At 44.5% G+C, this 21,878-nt stretch carries 15 protein-coding genes and 1 pseudogene; 9 read left to right on the plus strand and 7 right to left on the minus strand.

Annotated elements, in window-relative coordinates:
* Positions 1-141 precede the first annotated feature (141 nt).
* The 4 genes and pseudogenes from J2Z66_RS16895 to J2Z66_RS44305 form a co-directional block, all read left to right on the plus strand.
* Entirely contained in the window at positions 142-1,236 is a 1,095-nt protein-coding gene (locus J2Z66_RS16895; protein ID WP_209972628.1) for a GerAB/ArcD/ProY family transporter, read from the plus strand.
* Complete coding sequence (locus tag J2Z66_RS16900) at positions 1,229-2,662, plus strand: spore germination protein (protein WP_209972629.1); 1,434 nt, start codon at positions 1,229-1,231, stop codon at positions 2,660-2,662. The genes J2Z66_RS16895 and J2Z66_RS16900 overlap by 8 nt, the downstream gene beginning before the upstream one ends.
* 1 nt (position 2,663) lies before the next feature.
* Positions 2,664-3,812: a Ger(x)C family spore germination protein gene (locus J2Z66_RS16905; RefSeq protein ID WP_209972630.1), complete on the plus strand. Its 1,149-nt coding sequence runs from the start codon at positions 2,664-2,666 to the stop codon at positions 3,810-3,812.
* A 289-nt stretch (positions 3,813-4,101) separates the two neighbouring features.
* Positions 4,102-4,236: pseudogene (locus J2Z66_RS44305) on the plus strand (IS256 family transposase); the annotation flags it as partial.
* A 446-nt stretch (positions 4,237-4,682) separates the two neighbouring features.
* On the opposite strand, the gene J2Z66_RS16910 reads toward J2Z66_RS44305, so the two are convergent.
* The 7 genes from J2Z66_RS16910 to J2Z66_RS16940 are packed head-to-tail and all read right to left on the minus strand — an operon-like array spanning position 4,683 to position 15,232.
* Entirely contained in the window at positions 4,683-5,900 is a 1,218-nt protein-coding gene (locus J2Z66_RS16910) for a VWA domain-containing protein (protein ID WP_209972631.1), read from the minus strand.
* A 3-nt stretch (positions 5,901-5,903) separates the two neighbouring features.
* A complete protein-coding gene (locus J2Z66_RS16915; protein ID WP_209972632.1) occupies positions 5,904-8,318 on the minus strand; it encodes a DUF5682 family protein in 2,415 nt (804 codons plus the stop codon).
* Positions 8,276-9,367, minus strand: a complete 1,092-nt coding sequence (locus J2Z66_RS16920; protein ID WP_209972633.1) for an AAA family ATPase — start codon at positions 9,365-9,367, stop codon at positions 8,276-8,278. The genes J2Z66_RS16915 and J2Z66_RS16920 overlap by 43 nt, the downstream gene beginning before the upstream one ends.
* A complete protein-coding gene (locus J2Z66_RS16925) occupies positions 9,343-11,169 on the minus strand; it encodes a HEAT repeat domain-containing protein (protein ID WP_209972634.1) in 1,827 nt (608 codons plus the stop codon). Before J2Z66_RS16925 ends, J2Z66_RS16920 begins: the two co-directional genes overlap by 25 nt.
* Positions 11,170-11,196: 27 nt before the next feature.
* Positions 11,197-12,648, minus strand: coding sequence for an SWIM zinc finger family protein (locus tag J2Z66_RS16930; RefSeq protein ID WP_209972635.1), 1,452 nt, complete (start codon positions 12,646-12,648; stop codon positions 11,197-11,199).
* Positions 12,649-12,707: 59 nt separating this feature from the next.
* Positions 12,708-14,516 carry a sensor histidine kinase gene (locus J2Z66_RS16935; protein WP_209972636.1) on the minus strand — a complete coding sequence of 603 codons (1,809 nt, stop codon included), beginning with the start codon at positions 14,514-14,516 and terminating at the stop codon, positions 12,708-12,710.
* Entirely contained in the window at positions 14,513-15,232 is a 720-nt protein-coding gene (locus J2Z66_RS16940) for a response regulator transcription factor (protein WP_209972637.1), read from the minus strand. The genes J2Z66_RS16935 and J2Z66_RS16940 overlap by 4 nt, the downstream gene beginning before the upstream one ends.
* A gap of 137 nt (positions 15,233-15,369) precedes the next feature.
* Between J2Z66_RS16940 and J2Z66_RS16945 the strand changes: the two genes are divergently transcribed.
* The 5 genes from J2Z66_RS16945 to J2Z66_RS16965 all read left to right on the plus strand — a co-directional run bounded on the left by J2Z66_RS16945 (position 15,370) and on the right by J2Z66_RS16965 (position 21,784).
* Positions 15,370-16,569: a DUF418 domain-containing protein gene (locus tag J2Z66_RS16945; RefSeq protein WP_209972638.1), complete on the plus strand. Its 1,200-nt coding sequence runs from the start codon at positions 15,370-15,372 to the stop codon at positions 16,567-16,569.
* A 568-nt stretch (positions 16,570-17,137) separates the two neighbouring features.
* Positions 17,138-18,121 (plus strand): ABC transporter permease, encoded by a 984-nt coding sequence (locus J2Z66_RS16950; protein WP_209972639.1) that lies wholly within the window; start codon positions 17,138-17,140, stop codon positions 18,119-18,121.
* A complete protein-coding gene (locus J2Z66_RS16955; protein ID WP_209972640.1) occupies positions 18,108-19,406 on the plus strand; it encodes a hypothetical protein in 1,299 nt (432 codons plus the stop codon). Before J2Z66_RS16950 ends, J2Z66_RS16955 begins: the two co-directional genes overlap by 14 nt.
* A 5-nt stretch (positions 19,407-19,411) precedes the next feature.
* Positions 19,412-20,131 (plus strand): ABC transporter ATP-binding protein, encoded by a 720-nt coding sequence (locus J2Z66_RS16960; protein ID WP_245375620.1) that lies wholly within the window; start codon positions 19,412-19,414, stop codon positions 20,129-20,131.
* A 288-nt stretch (positions 20,132-20,419) separates the two neighbouring features.
* Entirely contained in the window at positions 20,420-21,784 is a 1,365-nt protein-coding gene (locus J2Z66_RS16965; RefSeq protein WP_209972641.1) for an FAD-binding oxidoreductase, read from the plus strand.
* Positions 21,785-21,878: the final 94 nt, after the last annotated feature.

A 21,878-nucleotide genomic window follows, 5' to 3' on the forward strand; every position in this document is an offset into this window, starting at 1 on the left:
ACCTCTTCCCCATCATTGATTTCATTCTAACTAAGTTCTCCAAATTATGTTAATAACCTCCTGCCAGAGTGAGAACATTCATTTTGGGAATCATATGAAAACATATGAAAATGAAACCATGGAAATAACAGGAGAAGCATCATGCCCAAAACGAAAGCTACAACCTCCATATCAATGCTGCAAGCCTATCTTTTGATCATTACTTCCGTTGGCTTTATGAACCATGTCCTTATCATTCCTATACTCTTTGACAGAGCTGGGAGGGATGCCTGGATCTCCGTCATTGTTGCCTGCTTACTCCTGCTTTTGTTATTACCACTCATTCATATGATTGCGACCCGTACTGGTGACAAGTCTTTATTTCAATGGATTAAGCAAAAAATCGGCGTCAAAGCCGCATGGATCGTTTACTTTCCAGTAGTCATCTATCTATGCTGTATAATTGGAATAACTTTAAAAGATACACTGGACTGGCTTCGGGTTACTTATTTACCGCACACACCATCGATCATCATTACGAGCTGCATTTTACTGACCTGCGTGCTATCAGCACGATCCGGACTGCGATCCATCGCCATTATGAACGGTATTCTGCTGCCCTTTGTCGTTATATTTGGTTTTTTCGTTATGGCTGGAAATCAGCCGCATAAGGATTATGCGCTTTTACTGCCTATTTTCGAACATGGATATCGGCCTGCAGCTTATGGAACTCTTTATGCATGGGGAGGTTTGTTGGAAATTGTGATGATTTTATGGATCAAGCAGCATATTCATTCCAGCTTACGCAAACGTTCGTTACTGCTGCTTACTTTCATTCTAGCCGGTTTAACCTTAGGACCTATTATTGGTGCTATTTCAGAATTCGGTTCCATCGAAGCTGTTAAACAACGTTACCCTGCTTATGAAGAATGGCGGCTGGTGCAAATCGGAAAATATATCGAACACCTCGATTTTCTTTCATTATACCAATGGCTTTCAGGAGCGATTATTCGTATTTCTATCGCATTGTATCTGATTCTAGATATAGCAGGGCTTCGTGGATCCAAAAAACGCACAACCATTTTACTGTATCTTTCTTTTGGGGTTCTAGCATTTGCCCATATGCCTGTCAGCGACTCCTTCTTTGTTGAAACCCTGTCCAGATTTTATTTTCCAACATCTGTTGTTTTCATCTTGATGTTTTTGATTTTCGTTGGTGTACTCGTATTCTGGCATAAGGAGAAATCATATGAATGAACAAATGATCAGGCAGTGGTTTAGCGGTTCTCACGATGTAAAGTTTTACGAGCACACTTCAGAGTATACGGGTCTCCGCACCTTGCTTGTTTATTGCGATGGACTTTGCGATACAAAGTTTATGAATGAATTTGTTTTATCTGAACTCGACAATGTAACTTCTGAAGGCCTAAGCTCTTTATTGGTTAAAAAGTATATTGGAAATATCATGCTGGAGCCGGTAGCTCAGCCTTGGAAGAAATCAGAGCTTTCATCTGCTATTTTCAGTGGTTATTTACTGCTCTATTTTATCAATGAGCAGCTTCTTGCCCATTTAAATATTCAGCGGCTTCCACAGCGAAAACCGGAAGATTCCAATATGGAAAATTCCGCACGCGGGGCCAGGGATGGCTTTGTAGAGGAGCTTGCCACGAATGCTGCGTTGATTCGCAAGCGTCTTGCCACTACGGATCTGCGGTATGAAGAAATTAAAATCGGCAACATAGCCCCTACTAAAACGGGCTTATTATATTTGGAATCCATCAAAGATAGACCCTATATAGAGGAAGCAAGAAATCGTCTGCTCTCGCTAGATATCGACACGGTTTTAGGAATCGCACAAATTGAAGAGCTGCTGTCTGACTCTCCTTACACCCTGTTCCCGCTTGTAACTTATACAGGCAGACCAGATTTCGCCGTAGAGTGCTTATTGAAAGAAAGATTTATTATTATTGTGGATGGAAATCCTTCTGTAATTATTGCTCCAGTAAATCTGATGCTGCTTATTAAAAGCCCCGAAGACGCATATTTGTCTTATGCATTTGTTATGTTCACCCGGCTAATTCGTATTTGTTCCTTGTGGGTATCCATTGCCCTTCCTGGTTTTTGGGTATCCCTCTGCGAATTTAACCAGGATCAATTGCCTTTCCCCCTGCTTGCTACGATTACGCTTGCCCGTCAGGGTCTTCCTTTATCTGCTCCAATGGAGATGTTCCTGACTTTGCTGCTGCTGGAATTGTTCCGCGAGGCCAGTGCCCGCCTTCCCAGCTCTATCGGACAAGCCATTACAGTTGTCGGAGGGTTCATTATCGGGGAGGCTGCTATTCTTTCAGGTTTGATCTCACCCAGTATGGTGGTTATCTCTGCCATTACGGCCGTGGCTACTTCCACGTTAATCAATCTGAATTTGGCCGGCATCGTCGTACTGGTCAGATTAGGAATTTTTTTAATCTGTTCCATTTTCGGGATGTTCGGATTTATATTGTGCCTTATTTTTCTCGTATGGCATCTGTCTAATTTGCGCTCATTTGGCCTTCCTTACCTGGCTCCCCTTTCTCCTCTGAACCCCAGGGATGTGCTGAGCGCACTTCTGATCAAGCCCCGAAAAAACAAAAATAAAAATAAAAAGCCTTTTATGTTTGATGATTTCAAAAGGAGGGATCATTAAATTGGCACCCAAACGCTTTGCCCTGCTGCTCAGCATCATCGTGCTTGCGCTTCAAACAGGCTGCTGGGATGCAAAAGAAATTCAAAATATTAACTATGTCGCGGCGCTTGGATTGGATTTTAAGGATGGTAAGTATCTGGCTTATATCCAGATTATGGATTTTTCTTACATAGCAAAAACAGACGCTGGCAACCCAGGGGAAAAAGCCTCCGTTTGGGTGGGCAAAGGGACTGGAAGAACGATCAATGAAGCCATCAATGAAATCTATAGATCCTCACAGCGGCAAGTGTTCTGGGGTCACGTCACGTCGATTGTCTTTAGTGAAAGCATTTTGAAAAGCGGCATTCAGGAAGTGATGGATCTGACTAACAGATACCGGGAAATCCGCTACACAAAATGGGTATATGGCACCCGGGAGCCAATGGAAAAGATTCTTGCGGCCACACCATTTTTCAAGCTGTCACCACTCTCCTCCATCCTGCATGCCCCATTGGAAAATTATCGGCAAAACTCATTAATCAAGCCATTGCAATTCTATAGATTTACATCAAATTTCCATGGACTGGGATCAACCGTTCACCTGCCTAGTCTGGGATTAGAAAATCATACATGGAAAGAAAATGATAAAGACAGCCAGCTTTTGAAAATAGGCGGGGCTTTCCTTATTCACTCAGAAAAGCTTAAGGGATGGCTGCCTGCTGCCAGCCTGGAGGGTGCACGATGGGTTCAGCCCGATGCGATTCGTAATCCGCTAACGATCACATCGAATGACAAGAAACTCATTGCCACTCTAGTCCTGGATAAACCGCAATCCCAAATATCATTCCAGAAGAAATCCGATCAAGTCCAATTTCAACTTCATATTCAAATCAATGCAACCGTGAATGAGCTTATTCAACCTGCAAGTGAATCGGAACTCGTCACTCGCGCTGCCGAATTAATTGAAGAAGAAGTACGAGCCGTCTACTCGGAAGGACTATCGATCCAATCAGATATTTTGAACTTGGGAGAAGCGCTGTACAGAAAGCGCCCCAAATTGTGGAGGGAGTCATGGGAGCATGATCAATTTCCCTTAAATGAACAGTCCCTGGAGAAGGTGATGGTTGAAGTTCATTTAATAAATTCTGGAAAGTACAAATTAAAAAAATAAACCCTTTTCGGCGTCCTTTGATATGCGTGTTCGTGACTTGGGTGCGTTGCGGAGGGAATGGCTGTGGGCTCCAGCCGCTGTTAAAGATTTGTTCCCTGATTGGAATCGATGAGGAGGTAGGAACAAATCTTTAAAGGAGGACGCTAACGCTCTTCCACCCACAGCCATTCCCTCTCTTTAGCTACAGTCGCACGAATCACACGAACACCAAGCTCAAACGAACAGCCAGCAAGAGTTTTTATCTTGATTGGAGGAGATTTCCTAGCGGGCGCAGGCGCTAGGGACGCAGGAGAAGGTTGCCTACTTTGTCCAGCAAGATTACAACGAACGTTGGAGCTAGCGGATCACCCGTGGTTTTGGCATGGAAGTGACTCAGATCGCTTTAGCCGACATATTTCAGGAACGCTATGGCGTCGAAACTTAGAAACGGCTCCCGCGCCTTCGCTTGGGCTACGCCACCCACACCCACCTATCACACCATCACACCATCACACCATCACACCATCACAAATGATTATCTGGCGTTTCCATGAGTTCCTTTCTAGCTCCATACACAAAATTCTTGATACTACTTGAGTGGAGAGTGGGAAAGAGCTGCTACTTTAACGATGTTTTTCATCGCTAAAAGCAACAGTCCTCTCCCCAACCTTACTTTAACGATGAAAAACATCGTTAAAATTCCTTTTTCCACCCAAGAAGAGGCCATTCGTGATCATTTAACGATGAAAATCATCATTAAAGTGAAGAATGACCTGGAAATCCTTGTTTTAACGATAAAAACATCATTAAATGAAACACACACTCGTTTCGCGGCGGAGGGCTGCTTACTATCGCCCCTCCTCGCATAAGTTCTCATATTTATGCATTTTCTTATGTGGATTTAGCTCCAATAACCCGGTCAGCCAGTATTTGAAGGTCCTGGCCTTTGAGAGCTCCTTCGATAAATTCCGGGAGTCTGTCTGGTGAGCAGCCGAAGCACGGGATCCCCATTTTCCCCAGCTTTCTGGCTACCGACTCATCATAAGAGGGTACCCCTTCATCGGATAAAGCGAGCAAACAGATCGTTTTCACACCAGCCTGCTGCAGGTCGTCCAGTCGTCTAAGCAGCTCTGAGCGGTTTCCGCCTTCATATAAATCGGTAACGAGAATAAACAGTGTCTTCTTTGGCTCTGTCACGAACTGCTCGCAATAAGCGACCGATTTGTTAATATCCGTTCCGCCTCCGAGTTGAATCCCGAACAGCATGTCCACAGGGTCGTCCGCGCATTGTTCGCTAAGATCGACCACTTCCGTATCAAAGGCCACCACTCTCGTATCCAGTGAAGGCATACTAGCGAAAATCGAACCAATGATGGAAGCATAAATAACCGAGCCGGCCATAGAACCACTCTGATCGATATCAAGAATGACCGTCCATTCTTTGCTTCTGCGAGCGCGGTCAAAAAAGAATACCTTGTCTGGAATCAGCAGCTTCCGCTCCGTATCATAGTTTTTGAGATTATGACGAATCGTCCTGTTCCAATCCAGTCCGGTAAACGAGGGCAGCGGAGAATGCCGCCTGCGGTTCAGTGCTCCTGTGACTGCCCGCTGCAGCTCCTGCGAAAGCCGCTTCACAATTTCGTCCACTACGGCTTTAACTAACTGCCGCGCCGTTTCTTTCGTTTTCTCGGGAATCTTTCCTTTAAGCGCCATTAATGTCGCTACCATCTGGATATCCGGCTTGACCTGGGACAGCAATTCCGGCTCAAACAGCAGTTGTGTCAATCCCTTGCGCTCAATCGCATCCGCCTGGATCACTGAGACGATATCCGGCGGGAAAAAGTTGCGGATATCTCCAAGCCATTTCGCCAGCTTCGGTGAGGAAGCCCCCAGTCCTGCGGATCTGCTCCCTCCTCGTCCGCCTGTTTCTGTTCCATAGCTTCCAGCTGTATCATCATAAATGGCAGCCAACGCCTCATCCATTAAGGCATCTTCATCGCTAAGCAGCCGGCCGCCGCCATCACCACTGTAACCCTGGAGCTTCTCTTCAGAAGCAGCGCCAAGAATCAGTCTCCAGCGCTTCGCCTGCTCTTGGTCTATGGTCGTCATAAGCTATAAATCGCCAAAATCGAAGTCATTGAGTTCATCCAGCTTCTCCTTTTCATCCTCGTTCAGCGGACGCTGCAGCGCGGCCCCAGTCTCTTCAGCATCAACACCCCAAATCTCTCCCATCATCTCTGCTACCGCTGCTTTTTCCCTGGCCTCGAAGGCACTTAAAGCTCTGCGCAGAAAAACAAGCGAGCGGTGAAACGACTCTTCCTCCAATGAGTGAATATAGGCATCCAGCTGTTTCCATAAAGAAACTCTGGAGAGGAGCGCGTAGCGGTTGCGCATGGACATGCCCTCAAACCAGCCCGCTCCCAGATCGACCGGAATGCCTGGAGAAAGCCGGCGCGATACTTCCTGCGCACAGCGTTCATCAGAAACTTCATTGCGCTCGAGCAAAATGGCAAAAGCAAAGCCTGACAAGCGGGCATTCCGGTCATCCCGTGATGACAGCTCCTGCAGCTTCTGCAGCCATAGAAGATCGTCGACCAGCTCATAATGATCAAGTGCAACACTGTTTAGCGCATTAATGGCTGTAATCATTCCCGAGGCAGCTTCGTCATTGCATCCTGCAGAGTCCAGCAATAACAGAGAGCCTCTCAAAAACAATTGCTGCAGCAAAGGCTCTAGCGATGCTGTATCTATTCTTCTTACCGAACCGTAGCGCAGCAGCACGGACAGCTCGTAAGCCGACTCAGCAATCTGTTCAAAGCTGCCAGTATCCACAGCAAGCTGCTGCAGCGTGCTTCTTGCCTGCTCCATCAGCTTATTCAAGCCACAATTGCACGCCACCCGAATGATTCGGGTCGCTTCCCTGATATCGGAACATGCCTCAAGCCGTTCCTTCAGAACAAAGGCAGCTGCCAGTTCAATCGTTTCGCCCTTTAAAGTCGATTCAACCACTTGAATTTCCGCTTCCGGTGTCCACTGCAGCACCCAGTGCTCTGCCCAGGATGCAGAGTCCTGGTTAACGTGCTGCTTTTTGACAAAGCTGATCTTAAGCAGGTCAAGCCGATGCAGCAGCAATGAGCGATTCAAATCTATAAAAGCCGCTTCCTCTGATTTCACTCTGCGGTTCTCACGCAAATCCAGCTCCAGGGTCGCTGCGACTGTTGACTTGTACTTCTCCAGCTTCAGGCGCTTCAGTTCCCTGTTTAAGTCATCCTGAACCGGCGTTTGACTGATCCCTTCAGGCAAATTGCCAATGGCTGTCCCCACGTCCGTTCTAGCCAATGCCTCGGCAATGACAGACAGCTCTCCGTAGCCAAGACATACAGTCGCCGCATCCCGCAAATCCCTCCAGGTAGGCTGACTTCCGTTATGCATAGCCGCCAAAGCTTCTGCAAGCCTGACGCCTTCGATCAAGGAAGCCGTCGAACGGTAAGTCCCATGCTCCCTTAGATGTGCGATCACATGAGAGAGGTACAGAGCCGGAAGCCTGCTCAAATCCCCTCTTTGCAGGCACTGCCATAACAATTCAAAATAAGCAGGGGCTTGATTGCCTGCACCATAACCGGAATGCGTAGAAAGCTTGTAGTAGGAATACGGCATTAATGTAATTTTAGTCGAAGCCTTCGGTATGCTTTGAAGCTCGGCCTCGCTCATAATCGGGAGGCTCATGTTCATCGCTGAAGCATGGTGAGCCCCGGTAATGACAACCACCTTTTCTGGTGCATGACCGGAACCCAAAACTGCCTGAATCCTCGACCTCATATAAGCTTCGCGAATTTCATTATAAGACGCTTCCTCTGGAGCAAGCTCCCACTCCTCCTGCTCCGTAATGTCCCTCATGGCAGCAGAAAAGCGGTATATCGACTTCTGGTAAGCATCCTTGTGCAAATTATGCTCGAAGTTCCGCTCCCAGTATGATTCATAATCCGGCTCGTCGGCAAGCTCAACTAGCTTCTTATAAATCTTTCTTTGCTGCTCGGCGAAGCTTTGACCTTTTTCTTTTCGGTCTTCCTCATTTGATCCGGTTTCTCCGTCTACCTGCTCATCCTCGAAATCTGCTTTTTCATCAGCATCCGCTGAAGCGCTCCTATTCTTATGCTCATAAAGAGCCAGCGAATGACTCGAGGGTAAATCAATAAACTCTGCGTGAGCACTATGGTTGGAAGCCCAAAGCAGAGCTTGGTATTCCGGGGAATAATCAGCATAAGGATACAGAAGCGTACGCACAGGCAGCTGGTCGGTATAGGCTAAAATAGCAATTGGAGGAACGACTCCGCGTACCGTTAATTGTGGAATATACGAATTGGCATCGCTTGGTCCCTCGATCAGCACAGCTGTGGGCTTGACTTCATCAAGAAAAGCACGCAAATGAAAAGCGCCAGCAGGAGATAAATGCCGTATGCCAAAAACATGAAACTGCTGGTCGCTTACTGGTTCATATCCGAGCACGCTTTGTACAGATTCCTCCATGTCGCTCCCCGCTTTTTCATCACATTTTCTAAATATTCCTTCCATACATGCTTATCTTTCTCATCATCCTTGACGATAGCCCCCTGCAAGCCCGCGGCGATATCTTCATCACTGATCTCACCACTGCCAAAGCTCGCCGCAAGCGCCATGCTTCCGGTTAAGAGTGAAATGGCTTCCGCAGTTGAAATCACACCGCTCGGCCCCTTCACCTTTTCTTTGCCATCAAGAGTCATGCCATTTCTAAGCTCCCTGAAAATAGTAACAACCTTCAATACAGCCTCGTCGTCAGGAACAGAAGCTTTAAGCTCATAGCTCGTTGAGATCTCACCAACACGCTTGCGGACAATGTCCACCTCTGTCTCGATATCCGCAGGAGAAGGAAGTACGATAATGTTGAACCGCCGCTTCAAAGCCGCTGACATTTCGTTAACGCCGCGGTCGCGGCTGTTGGCCGTAGCAATCACCGAGAAGCCTCTGGTGGCAAAAACCTCTTTGCCAAGCTCGGGAATCGAGATCGTTTTTTCCGACAAAATAGAAATGAGCGCATCCTGAACTTCTGACGCACACCGTGAAATTTCTTCGAATCTGGCAATGCCGCCAGTCTCCATCGCCCGGAATATCGAGCTTTTAATCAGCGCCTGATCCGAAGGACCTTGAGCCAGCAGCATCGCGTAATTCCAGGAATAACGGATATGCTCTTCACTCGTTCCGGCGGTTCCTTGAATCACTTTGGAGGAATCCCCATGAATAGCAGCTGTCAGGTTCTCAGAGAGCCATGACTTCGCAGTTCCAGGCTCGCCAATCAGCAGCAGGGCCCGATCCGTGAGTAAGGTTGCAATCGCCATCTCAATAAGCCGCCTGTTGCCAATATATTTGGGCGTAATGACCTTACCTCCGGCATTACCTCCAATCAGGAAGGTCAGCACCGATTTGGGCGATAGCTGCCAGCCGGCAGGCTTAGTATCGATATCCGCTTTCTTTAGCGCTTCAAGCTCATCTTCATACAACCGCTCAGAAGCTAGTCTTAAGACATCTTGTTTTTGATCCATCCCCATAATCCCGTTCCTTTCTCATCTGCATCCGTCTGCTCCGGCTTCGCTTTCAACGTTTCTACAATGTCCATTAGCTGTTTTTTGACACCATCATAGGATAACTTGCCAACTGCCGCTTCCATCCTCTGTGCATAAGACGCGGGAAGACTGGCCAGCAAAATGCGCTGAGATTCCCCTATGTAATATAACCGCTTGGAAGCATCCTTCTCCAAAGCCTGCATCAGAAGCTCTGGAGCTTCTTTATGTTGAAGTCGGAATAACGCTAGCAGCAAATCTACTTTCTCGTAGTCATTAAATGCATCAGAACTCTCCTTGCATTTCTTCGCTAAATAATCCATGATTTTGGGTGTAGAGCGATTAGCAAGCCTGCAAACAAGATCCTCATCATCGATATCCACAAACAGATCTACCCATCTTTTATCCCAATGCTCGATAGGCAGGTATTCTTCTCCTTCTTCTTCTATATCTCCTTCCAAATATTGCTCTGTTTGTGACGGAACAAGGCTGTAGAAGGCCCATTTCAACTCCTTGCCGGCAGCCTTCCGTTTCTCCTTGAAGCTGTCTGCATACTGCTCATAAAGCTCTGTACTGGAAAGATTTCTGGCCGCAGCGCGGAAGCTTTGTGCAATCAGCTTGCGGTTGATGTGCAGCAAAGACATGGCAAACCGGTCAGCATCCGGCTGCTCCAGTTCCAAAAGAAGATCAGCCGCGGCTTGCAGCGCCTCATCCATTTCACGGGTAACCGCCTTCGGATTGGACAGTATTTTTTCCAACAGCCCTAGAATCCCGTTATCCTTCTTACCGTCCAAACACCTTAGACTATCTCTTAGGCTTTGAATCGATGCTTCCACATCTGTCTTCTGAATGATGCGATCCAGTACAGACTCTGCATACTGGATAATGCCCTGCGTAAGAGCTGCCGAAGCGCATTGCTGTATAGGCTCTATAGCGATGTCTCTGTCCTTCGAGTTAAGTGCCGAAAGCAAACGCTGAACCGCTGATTCAGTTCCCAGTTTGGCTAAAGCCAGTAGGGCTGATTTACGGATCTCTTTCTTTTTAGCGTCAGCTTGCTCTAGAATGAAGCTTTCCTGCTCAGGATAATCTCCTAGAATCTCAATAGCCGCGGAACGTACCTCATTCGATCCTTCCCTGGCTGCTTGCAGAACAAAATCTGTGCCAGCTTCACCAAGCAGCGGATGGAGCAGCATCAGTCTTCTAGCGTGACCCCTGCCGCCCTCCAGCTTAAACTGCTCAGCAAGCACCGTCTGCGCTTCGGCACCATACGCGGGGATTAGTTTTTCGTAAACAAAATCAGCCATTTCCGCATAGCTGTCGTCCAGTGCGGATACAGCGGGGAGAATAACACGTATATCCTGAAGCCGGCTCTCTTCATAGGCTTGGAGGAGCTGCTCCATCCTTCCTTGGCCCTTTTGCGTTAAGGCTTCTACAGCAGGATACAGCTTCCGATAGGATAGTGGCGTGTTCAGCTTCGTATCTGTTCCCTCCACCTCTATCCACTGCATTCCTTCTTGGGATGACTCTGTTTTCCCCTGGGTATATAACACAGAATTCAGCAGCGTGCTAAGCTCAAGAAGCTTAATAGCCCCGCTCCCTGCTTCCGGCTCAACAACTTGTGCCACTCCTTGCGCCATGCGTTTAAAAATCGGAGCCGACTCGCCCAGCCTCTCCAGCTGCGGCAGAATTTTCTTCAAACGCACATCACCAGCCGCCAGCCCGCTGCCTGCGACGAACAATCGCCGCACTTCGTGCTGAAGCTCAAATAATATATCTATACTCATTTGATTTATCTCCTCATCCTTATCTTCTCAATAAAGCAAGCGAAGGATATCGCCAGGTGTCACAATGCTCAGGGGCTGCGCCGTAAGCCGGTTATGCTCCATACTGTGCTCGAACATGAGCAGCATGGCTTGATTGCGTACATATTGCTTATTTATAAAGGAAATCAGTTCTACTGTAGGAAAATCCAGATATTCGATATTTGCCAGTGGAAGCTGTTTTCCCTGCTCGTCTATGAGCATATAGCCGTCTTCACTGCGTTTTATAGCTGAAAAGAACACTAAGAGGACAGGATTTTTATCTGAGAGCTGATTCTTGATTTGATTTTTAACCTGCTTGATCACTTCCGGAAAAGACCTTGACGCAAAAGCACGGACAGCTTCATAATCCTGTACCCCTGCATCTCTTAGCACTGAATCCTCCCAGCGGACTCTAGCATTTAACTCTCCCGGATACTGAACCATTTCTTTTGTTGTTACGACCTGAAAGACGGTATCTTCCTCCCGAATATATTTGGCTGCGCGAAAAGGCCGGTAAGTCCGGGTTGCATGAATCTCACCGGTCTGCAAATTGACCCAATGCCCCTCATCAATAAATTCGCCGCGGGCTTGATCGGTGTAGGAACGGAACGCGAGCTGCAGCAGCTCGACATTGTGACGTGTGCGCCCGTATTCTCGCAGCTCGGCGATTTGCCAGGCATGTCCAATCCACTCTTCCAGCGTAGACTCACTATCCATGGATGCATCCGGATGTTCTATTTTGTTCTGCAAATAGGCACGACTCTTCTTCAATAAGGCATGCAAAGTAGTAAGTCTCTGCGAGACATTCGTATAAAGCTTCTCGCTGTCCACGCCGGATTGAAACTGCAGCAGCAGCTCGCGAAAAGTGGTCTGTATGCCTGGTATATAATAATTGCCTAACTGTTTGACTTGATCCTCCACCGTTTTCAGCGTCTTCTTATCCAGACTGCCTAGTCCTGACTGCACGAGCTGAAGCACCAGTGTATCCGCAATATCGAGCCCTTCGAGCTGTGCGGCTATTTTTTTCAATAAGGCAGACTTGTTAGACTTCCGTTTGGGTGCAGCTGCAGATCCGTTCTCCACAGTCGCATTTGCAGCCTCTTTCTTCTTGTCCTCACGCTTTTCCGCCTTCTCCCTCTTGTCCGCAATATCCTGAGGAATATCTGCAGTTTCAAAAGGTTTCCCGGCCGCATAAGCATACATCAGTCCAAGGAGATGCTTGCAAGGAAACTGCCGGCTCGGACACGAGCAGCGAAAAACAGGCTCATCAGCCTTCACGTAATCTGCCGAACAGAAATAAGGACTGCTGCCGCTGCCCTTACATTCACCAAAAATAAGCGTACCATCCTCAGTCTTGCAAAGCTTGGGAAAGCTATTTTTCTTCACCAGATCCTTGCCATTCTTGATCGCACTGCTATTCAGCGCCAAACTATCTACATAAGCTTCCGTTATATCAATCATCTGTGTACCTCTCACTACTAGAGTTATAATGATGGCTTTCTACTAATCTTTCGTTCTTTCTATATGTTACCATCTTGGAATAAGGGTTTCCACTTTTGCGACAACTGTGCAGCCTGTGGAAACCGCAAAATAATTCTCGTTCCAATCCCTTCCCTGGACTCAACTTCAATACTGCCCTGATGGGCACTAACAATCGCATGGGCTATACTCATGCCGAGACCTGCTCCATCTGTGCCTTCATCCGTATTGGTGCCGCGGTAATACCGTTCGAACAAATTTTGTTTCGTTTCTTCATCCATCCCCGCTCCGTTATCTTCCACGATGATCAGCGCATCATTTGCTTCTCTTCTCGTCTTCACTGTAATCAATGTGCCTGCAGGATTATGCTTGACCGCATTTGTGATCAAGTTCTGCAGCATCCGCTGAAACCACTTGGCATTCGCTTTCACGATCAATTCGCTTGCTTCTTCCTCATCTTTTTCCTCATCTTCTTCTTCGAAAACAAAAGAAGCGTCCTGAATCGTGACATCATTTACATACCTGAGTACAACGCGGCGCACAAATTCGTTCAGTTCAATATCTTCTAACGGGATGCTGATGGCGTTGTTCTTGAGTTGAAACGTCAAGGAGAAGTCCTGCAGCAATTCAAGCATGAAGGTTCCTTTTTCCCGTATCATCTTCCCCATCTCTGCCAGTTCGGCATCCGTCCATTCAAATTGGCCGCTTTCTAACAGATGGCCATAGCCATGAATTGTCGACAATGGCGTTCTAAGATCATGGGAAATACCCGTCATCCATTCCTCCCTCGTCTTCTCCAAACGCCCGCGCTCCCGCTCCGAAGCTTCCAATCTTGTGGCCATGTCATAGAAGCCGGCGATTACTTCTTTGTACAGCCGGTAGCGCAAGCGGATTGAGCCATTTTTGCGAAACACTTTCTTCCTGTCTTTTTCTGTCAAAGCTTCATGATAACGCCCCTGCCCCATCCGCTCAAACCAGTCAGCAAACAGCAGCAATGGCTGACCATAGCGGTAGCCATGCCACACCGCGAAAGCAAAAGTAAGCAGCAGCACCACTACTCCCGTATAAACAAACACCAGGATAATATCATAAAGGATCGGCTGACTCGTAAAAGTGCCTTCTTCCTTCGGTGTTTGCAGCACCCAAGCGTATCCTGATTGTTGGTCGTAATACACAGACATATTAGATGGATATGCACCAGGCTCCGCCCGCATCGAAAGCAGCTCAAGGGGACTGTAGGGATCCTTCCGCACCGATGGTCCTATGGATTGAACAATTCTCCCCTCAGCATCGATAATTTGTACAAACTCTTTGGACTGCCCAAGCTGGGATTCAAGCTCCTTTACTGCATCCGGGCGAATCAACCCATTCTCACCGAAGGAGCGTAACCAGACCTGCAGCCTTTGCGCACCATGGTCCTCGGCCCCAAGCAAATATAGAAACTTCTTATTCTCTCTCGTATCCAGCTTCGTCATCACGCGAAACGTCTCATAGTGCCCGGTCTCTTCAACTTGGAGCAGATCAGTTGCTCCGTATGAAGTTTTCAACTGTGCAGGCGCGTTAGCCGAATAAATGACTTGTCCATCACTGTTTAAGACTTGCAGCCAGTATCCTCCCTCAATCAGCTGTGAAACCCACCTTGAAGGGAGAGTGATATCTTGGCCTTTTAGTTCAACTTCCGCGACGATGGTATCCAGGGCTCCTATGGGAAAGTTCCTTTTCAAATCCTGATTCATTAAGTTTTGTGCAAGCAGAAGCAGAGTAACAAGTAGGGTGACCATAACAAACACCCATAATAAAAAAAACTGAACAGTGAAATGGATGGCAAGCCTTCTTTTGATCTGTTTCATACCTGTTTATCCTTCATTAATTTATAGCCTAATCCGCGTACCGTTACTAAATATCGGGGCTCACCCGGATCCGGTTCAATCCGCTCCCGGATTTTCCGGATATGAACCATGACCGTGTTGTCGTCTCCGATCCCCTCGATCCCCCATACTGCTTCATATAATTGTGACTTGGAGAACACGATATTCGGATTTTTGCACAAAAACTGCAACAGCTGATAAGCCTGCGCCGGACAAGGAACCGGGCTCCCATTCACCTGCAGCTCACCTGCAAACTCATCCAACACAAAGCTGCCGAAATCATACCGGTTCCGGGTGTCCTCAGCCCGCGGCAGAGGAGATTGAGATGGAACACCTCGACGCAGCCTCGCCTTGATTCTCGCCGCGATTTCCAGCGGATTAAACGGCTTGGTCACATAATCATCACCGCCAGTAGCAAAGCCGGTCAGCACGTCGAGGTCAGACGTTCTTGCTGTCAAATAAATAATGTGCGCATCTGACAGCTCCCTGATTTTCGGGCACAACTCGAACCCGGTCAGATCGGGCAGCATAACGTCCAGCAGAATAATATCCGCACCGTACTTAGCCAGCTGCAAAAGCGCTTCTTTCCCCGTACCCGCCGTATAAATATGGTGGAAACCCTCTTTTCGCAATACCATTTCAATTAATTGAACAATCGATTTCTCGTCATCGATCAGTAATATTTTTGTGTTGTGCATACAATCCCTCCATTGGTATTATAGCAAAAGCACCTTAATTCGAGCTAAACAAAGCCCTTTTCAATTTAGGTCACGTTAAGGAAACGTTTAGGAGAGCTTCAATCCGGGATGCTATAGTCATTTTCGAGGTGATACAATTGGTCGAACAGCAAAACAGAGTACGCATCATTGACAGCATGCGGGGGTTCAGCCTCCTTGGTATTTTGATAGCGAACATGCTTATTTTTCAGTATGGCCTATGGGGAAAGGACGAAATGCAGCTGTTTGCCTTATCGCAAGCGGATTCCTTCGCTAAAATCCTTGTAAACATCTTAATCGAAAGCAGCTTTATGCCTATCTTTGCGTTCCTTTTCGGTTATGGCATGATCAAGATGAAGGAAAGCCTGGAGGCCAAAGGATTGAAGCCTAAGCGTTATTTGAGCCGCCGGTTTCTCATGCTAATTGCTATTGGCATCCTGCATAGCACTTATTTGTGGGAAGGTGATATTTTAACCTTTTACGGCTTCATGGGCTTTTTTCTCCTTCTATTTATGAATCGGAAAGCGAAAACACTGCTAATATGGGGCGCGATTTTATTGTTTCTGATCGGCCTGATGGGATTTGTACCTGACAATCCTTCTGATCCCTCCAAAGTGGACGACAATGCTCGCATGGAAACCTACGTAAAAGAAACCATTACCATTTATGGAACGGGCACATATGAGGAAATCAAGCACCACCGCAACACGCAAGATCCGCTCGGAATGAATGGCTTCCTGATTTTTATTCTGCTGCTTATTGCTCCACTTATGACTGCACCCTTGTTTCTATTTGGTATGTATGCCGCAAAGAAGCAATGGTTCAAGCAGCCGGACAGCGAACGGAGTATTTATTTAAAACGCATGCTGCTCTTCCTTCCCGCAGGACTGCTGCTGAAATCACTAAAGCACCTGTTTCCCGGGCAAGGCTGGAGTATTGCAAGTGATACGATCGGCGGAAATCTTTTGGCTCTCGGATATATCTTTGCCTTTGCCCTGCTTTTCGCGGCAGCGAAATCATCGCCTTGGCTTGTACGCCTCGAAGCTCTCGGAAAGCTTTCCCTGACAAACTATCTGCTGCAGTCGGTCATCTGCACGACGCTCTTTTATGGCTATGGGCTTGGATGGTTCAACAAGATTGGTGTGATCGCCGGCTGCGGACTCGCTCTTGTCATCTATATCGGGCAGCTCTTTGCCAGCCGTTGGTATCTGACACGATTTAACTCAGGGCCTGTGGAACGGCTGCTCCGCATATGGACTTACTTTTCCTTAAGTGGAAAATCAAAAAGTCGGGTTGATGGCAGGGAGAAGCTGTTTTGATGGATTGACTCACAAACTTCTAAAATTAGCTTTATTTATAATTATGGGAAATGTATTGGGAATTTTCGCTAAACATGATGCGAGTTATATATCCTGTTTCCCATGATTTTATTCTTCTCATAAATTTCCTATTATATTAGTTGTAAATTCTCCTACTAGCTTCGAATCCTCAAGCCTCATTCCTGGAAGCGTGATAATCGTCTCATCATCTTTCAGAGTTGCTACTTCCAAACTTCTTCCGTAATTTCTCACCCCCCTTTCCACCGCCGCTAATAGCACCCTTCCTACTATTCAATAATTTTAGTGCGATTGGGATGATTGGGTCGCTCTTTTTAGTTGTGGTTTAGGTGTCCAGCATTGGATTATAATTGAAAATATTTAGTAAATATAATATAATGTGGAATTAGATTGTGATTAGTACTTCACTACTAAGCCTCTCTCTTATTGCAGCTGCTGTTCCCTCATACCTTTCTTCAAATTCAATATGCGTAAGTAATGAAAGGTTACTTTATCTATTAAGTTAGATGAAGTAGCCTTTGGCCTTTATTTCAGTGAAATGAGGAAAGACATGTTTACATTCAAAAGAAGAGATGTAGCTTTCATCTTTATTTTTATTTGTCTTTATTTATTCTGTTTTTCTTTTCAGCTATATTCTAGTAAACAAAAAAAATACTACGAATTATCCAATGAACTTTATACCAATCATTATGCAGTATTTGTCACTAAAGATGATCAAAAATGGCTACCAACCCCACTTTCGAAATCCAGTTATCGAGTTTTTATGGAATATAACCAAACATTTCGACTTATATTGGAAAATAAAGGAGATTGGTCACCTCCAATGATATCTGGTCGTTTCTTCGCAGAGACAGATGAAGGTTCTAAGGCGGTTATTGGGCAGGAAATGCTCGAATATGTAAAAGAACATAACGGTATGAAATATATAACTTTTAAGGGAGAAGATTATCAAGTGACAGGTGTTATGGGGGCTTCATTTGCAAGTTCGATTGATTATTTAATATTACTTTATGTGCCTAATCAAACTCCCGTAACAACAGGCATGAGAATAATTCTAGACAGTGACAGTAAATCCACAGTGAAGAAGATCACACATCACATTCTAGATATTAATCCATCACTTACTGTCATCGAAAGTATACAAAAAGGAATTTTCAGAAAAGCAAATATACCCTTCTTTTATTATTTGCTACTGCTTGAGATGTCTCTTCTTTTGTTTTTTAGTATATTTGCGTTTTTACGATATTGGTTTGAAAAAGAAAAAAAATATATGTATGTGCTTTATTTGTTGGGTATTTCAAAAAGAATTATACATAGAAACATCTTTATTAAAACGAGCTTGAATATTTTTATTGGAACCCTTATATCAATTATACTTTTTATTGTATTTAACTCGGAATCTGTATTAATACTGAATCAAATGGTCTGGTGTGTCATCCTTTTTCTTTCAATTTCTTGGATTCTTTTAAGTTCATTTATTTGGAGCAATAACTTAAATTCGAGAAGTGGGGTAGTAAAAAGTGATATTAAATGAGCTTAAGTTTTATCTAAAAAAATATAAGATAATGATATTAATCCTTTACCTTCAAACCACTTTATTTTTAATTATTTTAGGGACATTCATTGCTTTTATTGAAGAACTTAACTATGAAAGCAAAAATCTTCAGCAAATATATGAAGGAAAAGCTATATATCAACTTATTGACCGTTATTATGATGGTGATGAATACCAAAAGTTTACTAGCCGCCCTGATTATTTAAATAGCTTAAAAAATTTTTATAAAGAACTCCATACATCAAATGATTTTCAGTTCCTTTCTATGTTTGATCATCATATTTTAATAAAAGATGAAGGAATTCCTTTGGAAATGATTGAAGGGTATGAGAACGGCAGGGAAAAATACCAACAAGAAATCAATGATAAGTTATATACAGCTGTTAAATCTTTTCAAATGAATGCGCAAGCTCTTGATTTTTTCGGGCTGGATGTGTCGGAAGGAGAAATCTGGGACGAACAAGATTTTAGTGATACTCAAAAAATAATGCCTGTCTTGTTAGGTAATTCATATCGGGATGTGTATAAGATTGGTGATGAATTAACTATCAATTATTATCAAAAAACCATCCCTATAAAAATCATTGGATTTTTAGAGCCTAATAGCAATGTTTATTTTAAAAATGATACACAGTTTTTTTTAGACAGATATATACTCCTTCCCTATATAGATTATGAAAAGCAGCCGACATCAGATATTGATGAGAAATTTGAACAAATTAGCTATTTTGCCATGATTAATGGGTATGTTGTAACTGAGAATAACCCTTCCTCTACTCAAAACATGATGCAAAGGATTGAAGCAATTGCCCAAAAGGCCTCTTTTGAGTACTCATTTATTGGACTGAATCCTCATTTCCAACAGTATAGAGGTCTGATGACAGTTTTACAAGAAGATAAGATGTTAGTACAATCTATATTCGTTTCTTTTTTTATTTTAAACTTAATCATGATAAATATAATTTTATTGTTGCAACAAAATAGACGATTATCGTTTTTTGCTACACATTTCATAAATGGAGCAACTAAATGGCATCTTGTGAGAATGCAATGGAGAGAAATTAGTATTATATGGCTCGCAGCATTTTCAACTAATTTTATTATATTAAACCAAATACTAAAAATTGGAGATTATAAAACACAGTTTTATTTACTAATCCTTGTTATCGTTATGAGCATTATCGCTTGTCTATTGCCTACATGTAAATTAATATTCAATCCTATTGTAAATTTCTTGCATAACGAAGATGAAGGGGGAAAATAAATAGTATGTTGCTCGAACTCTCTGGAATCACAAAACGTTTTAAAAATGGAACTAAATATCAGGAAATCTTAGAAAATTTAGATCTTAGAATATATGAGGGAGATTCAATCGCCATTAAGGGCAAAAGCGGTTGCGGAAAATCTACTTTACTTAATATCTTAGGAGGATTGCTTCCTTTCGATGAGGGAGAAATGCTATTTAAAAGTAGAAATATTTCAACACTGACTGTAAACGAACAAGCAGAATATCGCAGAAAAAATGTTGGTTTTGTTACTCAAAATTTTCATTTGCTAGACGATAGAAATGTATACGATAATATTGCACTTCCATTGCAGTATCTTAGGCTACCCAAAAAGCTGGTAAAAAGCATGGTGGAAAGTGTATTGTATGATTTAGAAATCGAACATATTATGAAAAGACATATTTCTACCTTGTCAGGCGGAGAGCGCCAGCGCGTTGCGATTGCACGGGCAATTGTCAAAAAACCTGCTATACTTCTAGCAGATGAACCCACTGGCTCATTGGACGAGGAAACTGAGGAATTCATCTTAAAAATTTTTGACAAACTACATCAAAAGGGCATGACCTTTGTAATTGTTACTCATGATGATACTGTATCAAGCCATTGTCAGCATATTTATGAACTACATCATAAAAAACTGAGACTTTTTAGAGGGGTTGCCTCTGAAATAAACAGTTTGAAAGACGAGCCGCTAGTGCTGTAGTAAAGGGATACCTTATTGTTAAAGGTGTAAAGGAACCGTTATGTTCGTATTTCCACCATGTTTCATCCACACTTGGACCATCCTTCTCTGGGTGGTTTTTTTCTGTTCAAGCTTTCTGTTTCGAATGTCTATCACTACATCAGCACTTACTTTCTAAAGAAAAATATTGACAAAGTATTTATCAAGCTATATCTTATACTTTATAAACAAATATGTTTAATAAGTATCCGGATGCGATGTATACATACCTGTTTATTAGATAACGAACAACCCAGGGAGGAATTTAATTTGTTTGATCTTTTAAAAGCTGAAATTAACGGATATCTCCTATTACCAGAGGATAAAGAGTACAACGATAGAAGGAAGGTTTGGAATACCTTCATCGACAAATACCCGGCAGCAATCTTGGTTTGCAAGACCACTTCCGATGTTGCCGCAGCCGTTCGATTTGCCAAAGATAAAGGGATCCCGGTTTCGGTTCGCGGCGGCGGTCATCATGTGGCTGGGACAGGAGTCTGCGATCAAGGTATCATGATAGACTTATCCGATATGCGCAAGGTCTCTGTCGATACCGAGCATCGCATAGCTATTGTTGAACCAGGTGCAACTCTAGGTGATGTCGATGCGGAGACGCAAAAATACGGTTTGGCGACTCCTACAGGAACCGTTTCAGAAACAGGTGTCGCGGGGCTCGCTTTATGCGGTGGGCTCGGTTATCTAAGAGGCAAATATGGCATAACTAGCGATAATATTGCAGCTGTGCGAATCGTTACTGCTGACGGAGCGGAGATTCAAGCCAACGAGCAGGAGAATCCCGATCTTTATTGGGCTATTCGTGGCGGCGGGGGCAATTTCGGAGTTATCACTTCCTTCGAATTCAAGCTTTACCCTCTCGGACCTGAGGTTCTTGCGGTCGATGTGATGTATGATTATAAGGACGCGAAACAGATTTTGCAAAAAGCGCAGGCTTTTTTGCGGTATGCACCTGACGAAGTATCCTTTAATATGATGGCCGTCCAACTACCTGCCACTCCGGGCTTGCCTGAGAACTTGCATAACAAACGAGTAATCATTATAGCCGGATTATATGCAGGTGATAAGGCGGATGGAGAAAAGGCTGTTCAACCATTACGCGAGTTAGCTAGTCCGATCGTGGATCAAACGGGCATCGTCCTTTTTAAGGAGTTACAGAGAAAGTTCGACTTGATGGCTCCGAAAGATGTTCCCGTTTATGGAACGTCACTCTTTGTTAAAGAATTAACTGATGATACGATTGATACTCTGCTAAGTAAACTTGAGCAAATTCCACGACCATCTGTATTGGTTCAATTCTGGGCGTGTCACGGCCAAATGAATCGTGTGCCTTCCGACGCATCGGCATTTGCCGTTCGGGATGCTTCTTTCCTTCTCTTGTTCGATGTCGATTTTCCTCTGGAAGAAGCTCAGCTGTGCAAGGATTGGATCGAATCCGTATATCAGACGATGCTGCCATATTCGCTTCGCAAGTCATCTTATTTAAATACCGTTCGCGCTGATACCCAAATAACGAAAGATTCTTATGCGGACAATTTCAAGAGACTAATAGAAATAAAAAAGAAATACGACCCTACAAACTTTTTCCGTCATAACCATAATATTGACCCGCAAGTTTAGTATAGTCTAAAAAAACATTCCACCTTGTCTTTTGAGGCGGAGTGTTTTTTTAACTTAGTAATTTGTTAATTTTAAAGAAAAAAACCACGATTTA

It is taken from the genome of Paenibacillus eucommiae, assembly GCF_017874215.1.
GTDB lineage: Bacteria > Bacillota > Bacilli > Paenibacillales > NBRC-103111 > Paenibacillus_AI > Paenibacillus_AI eucommiae.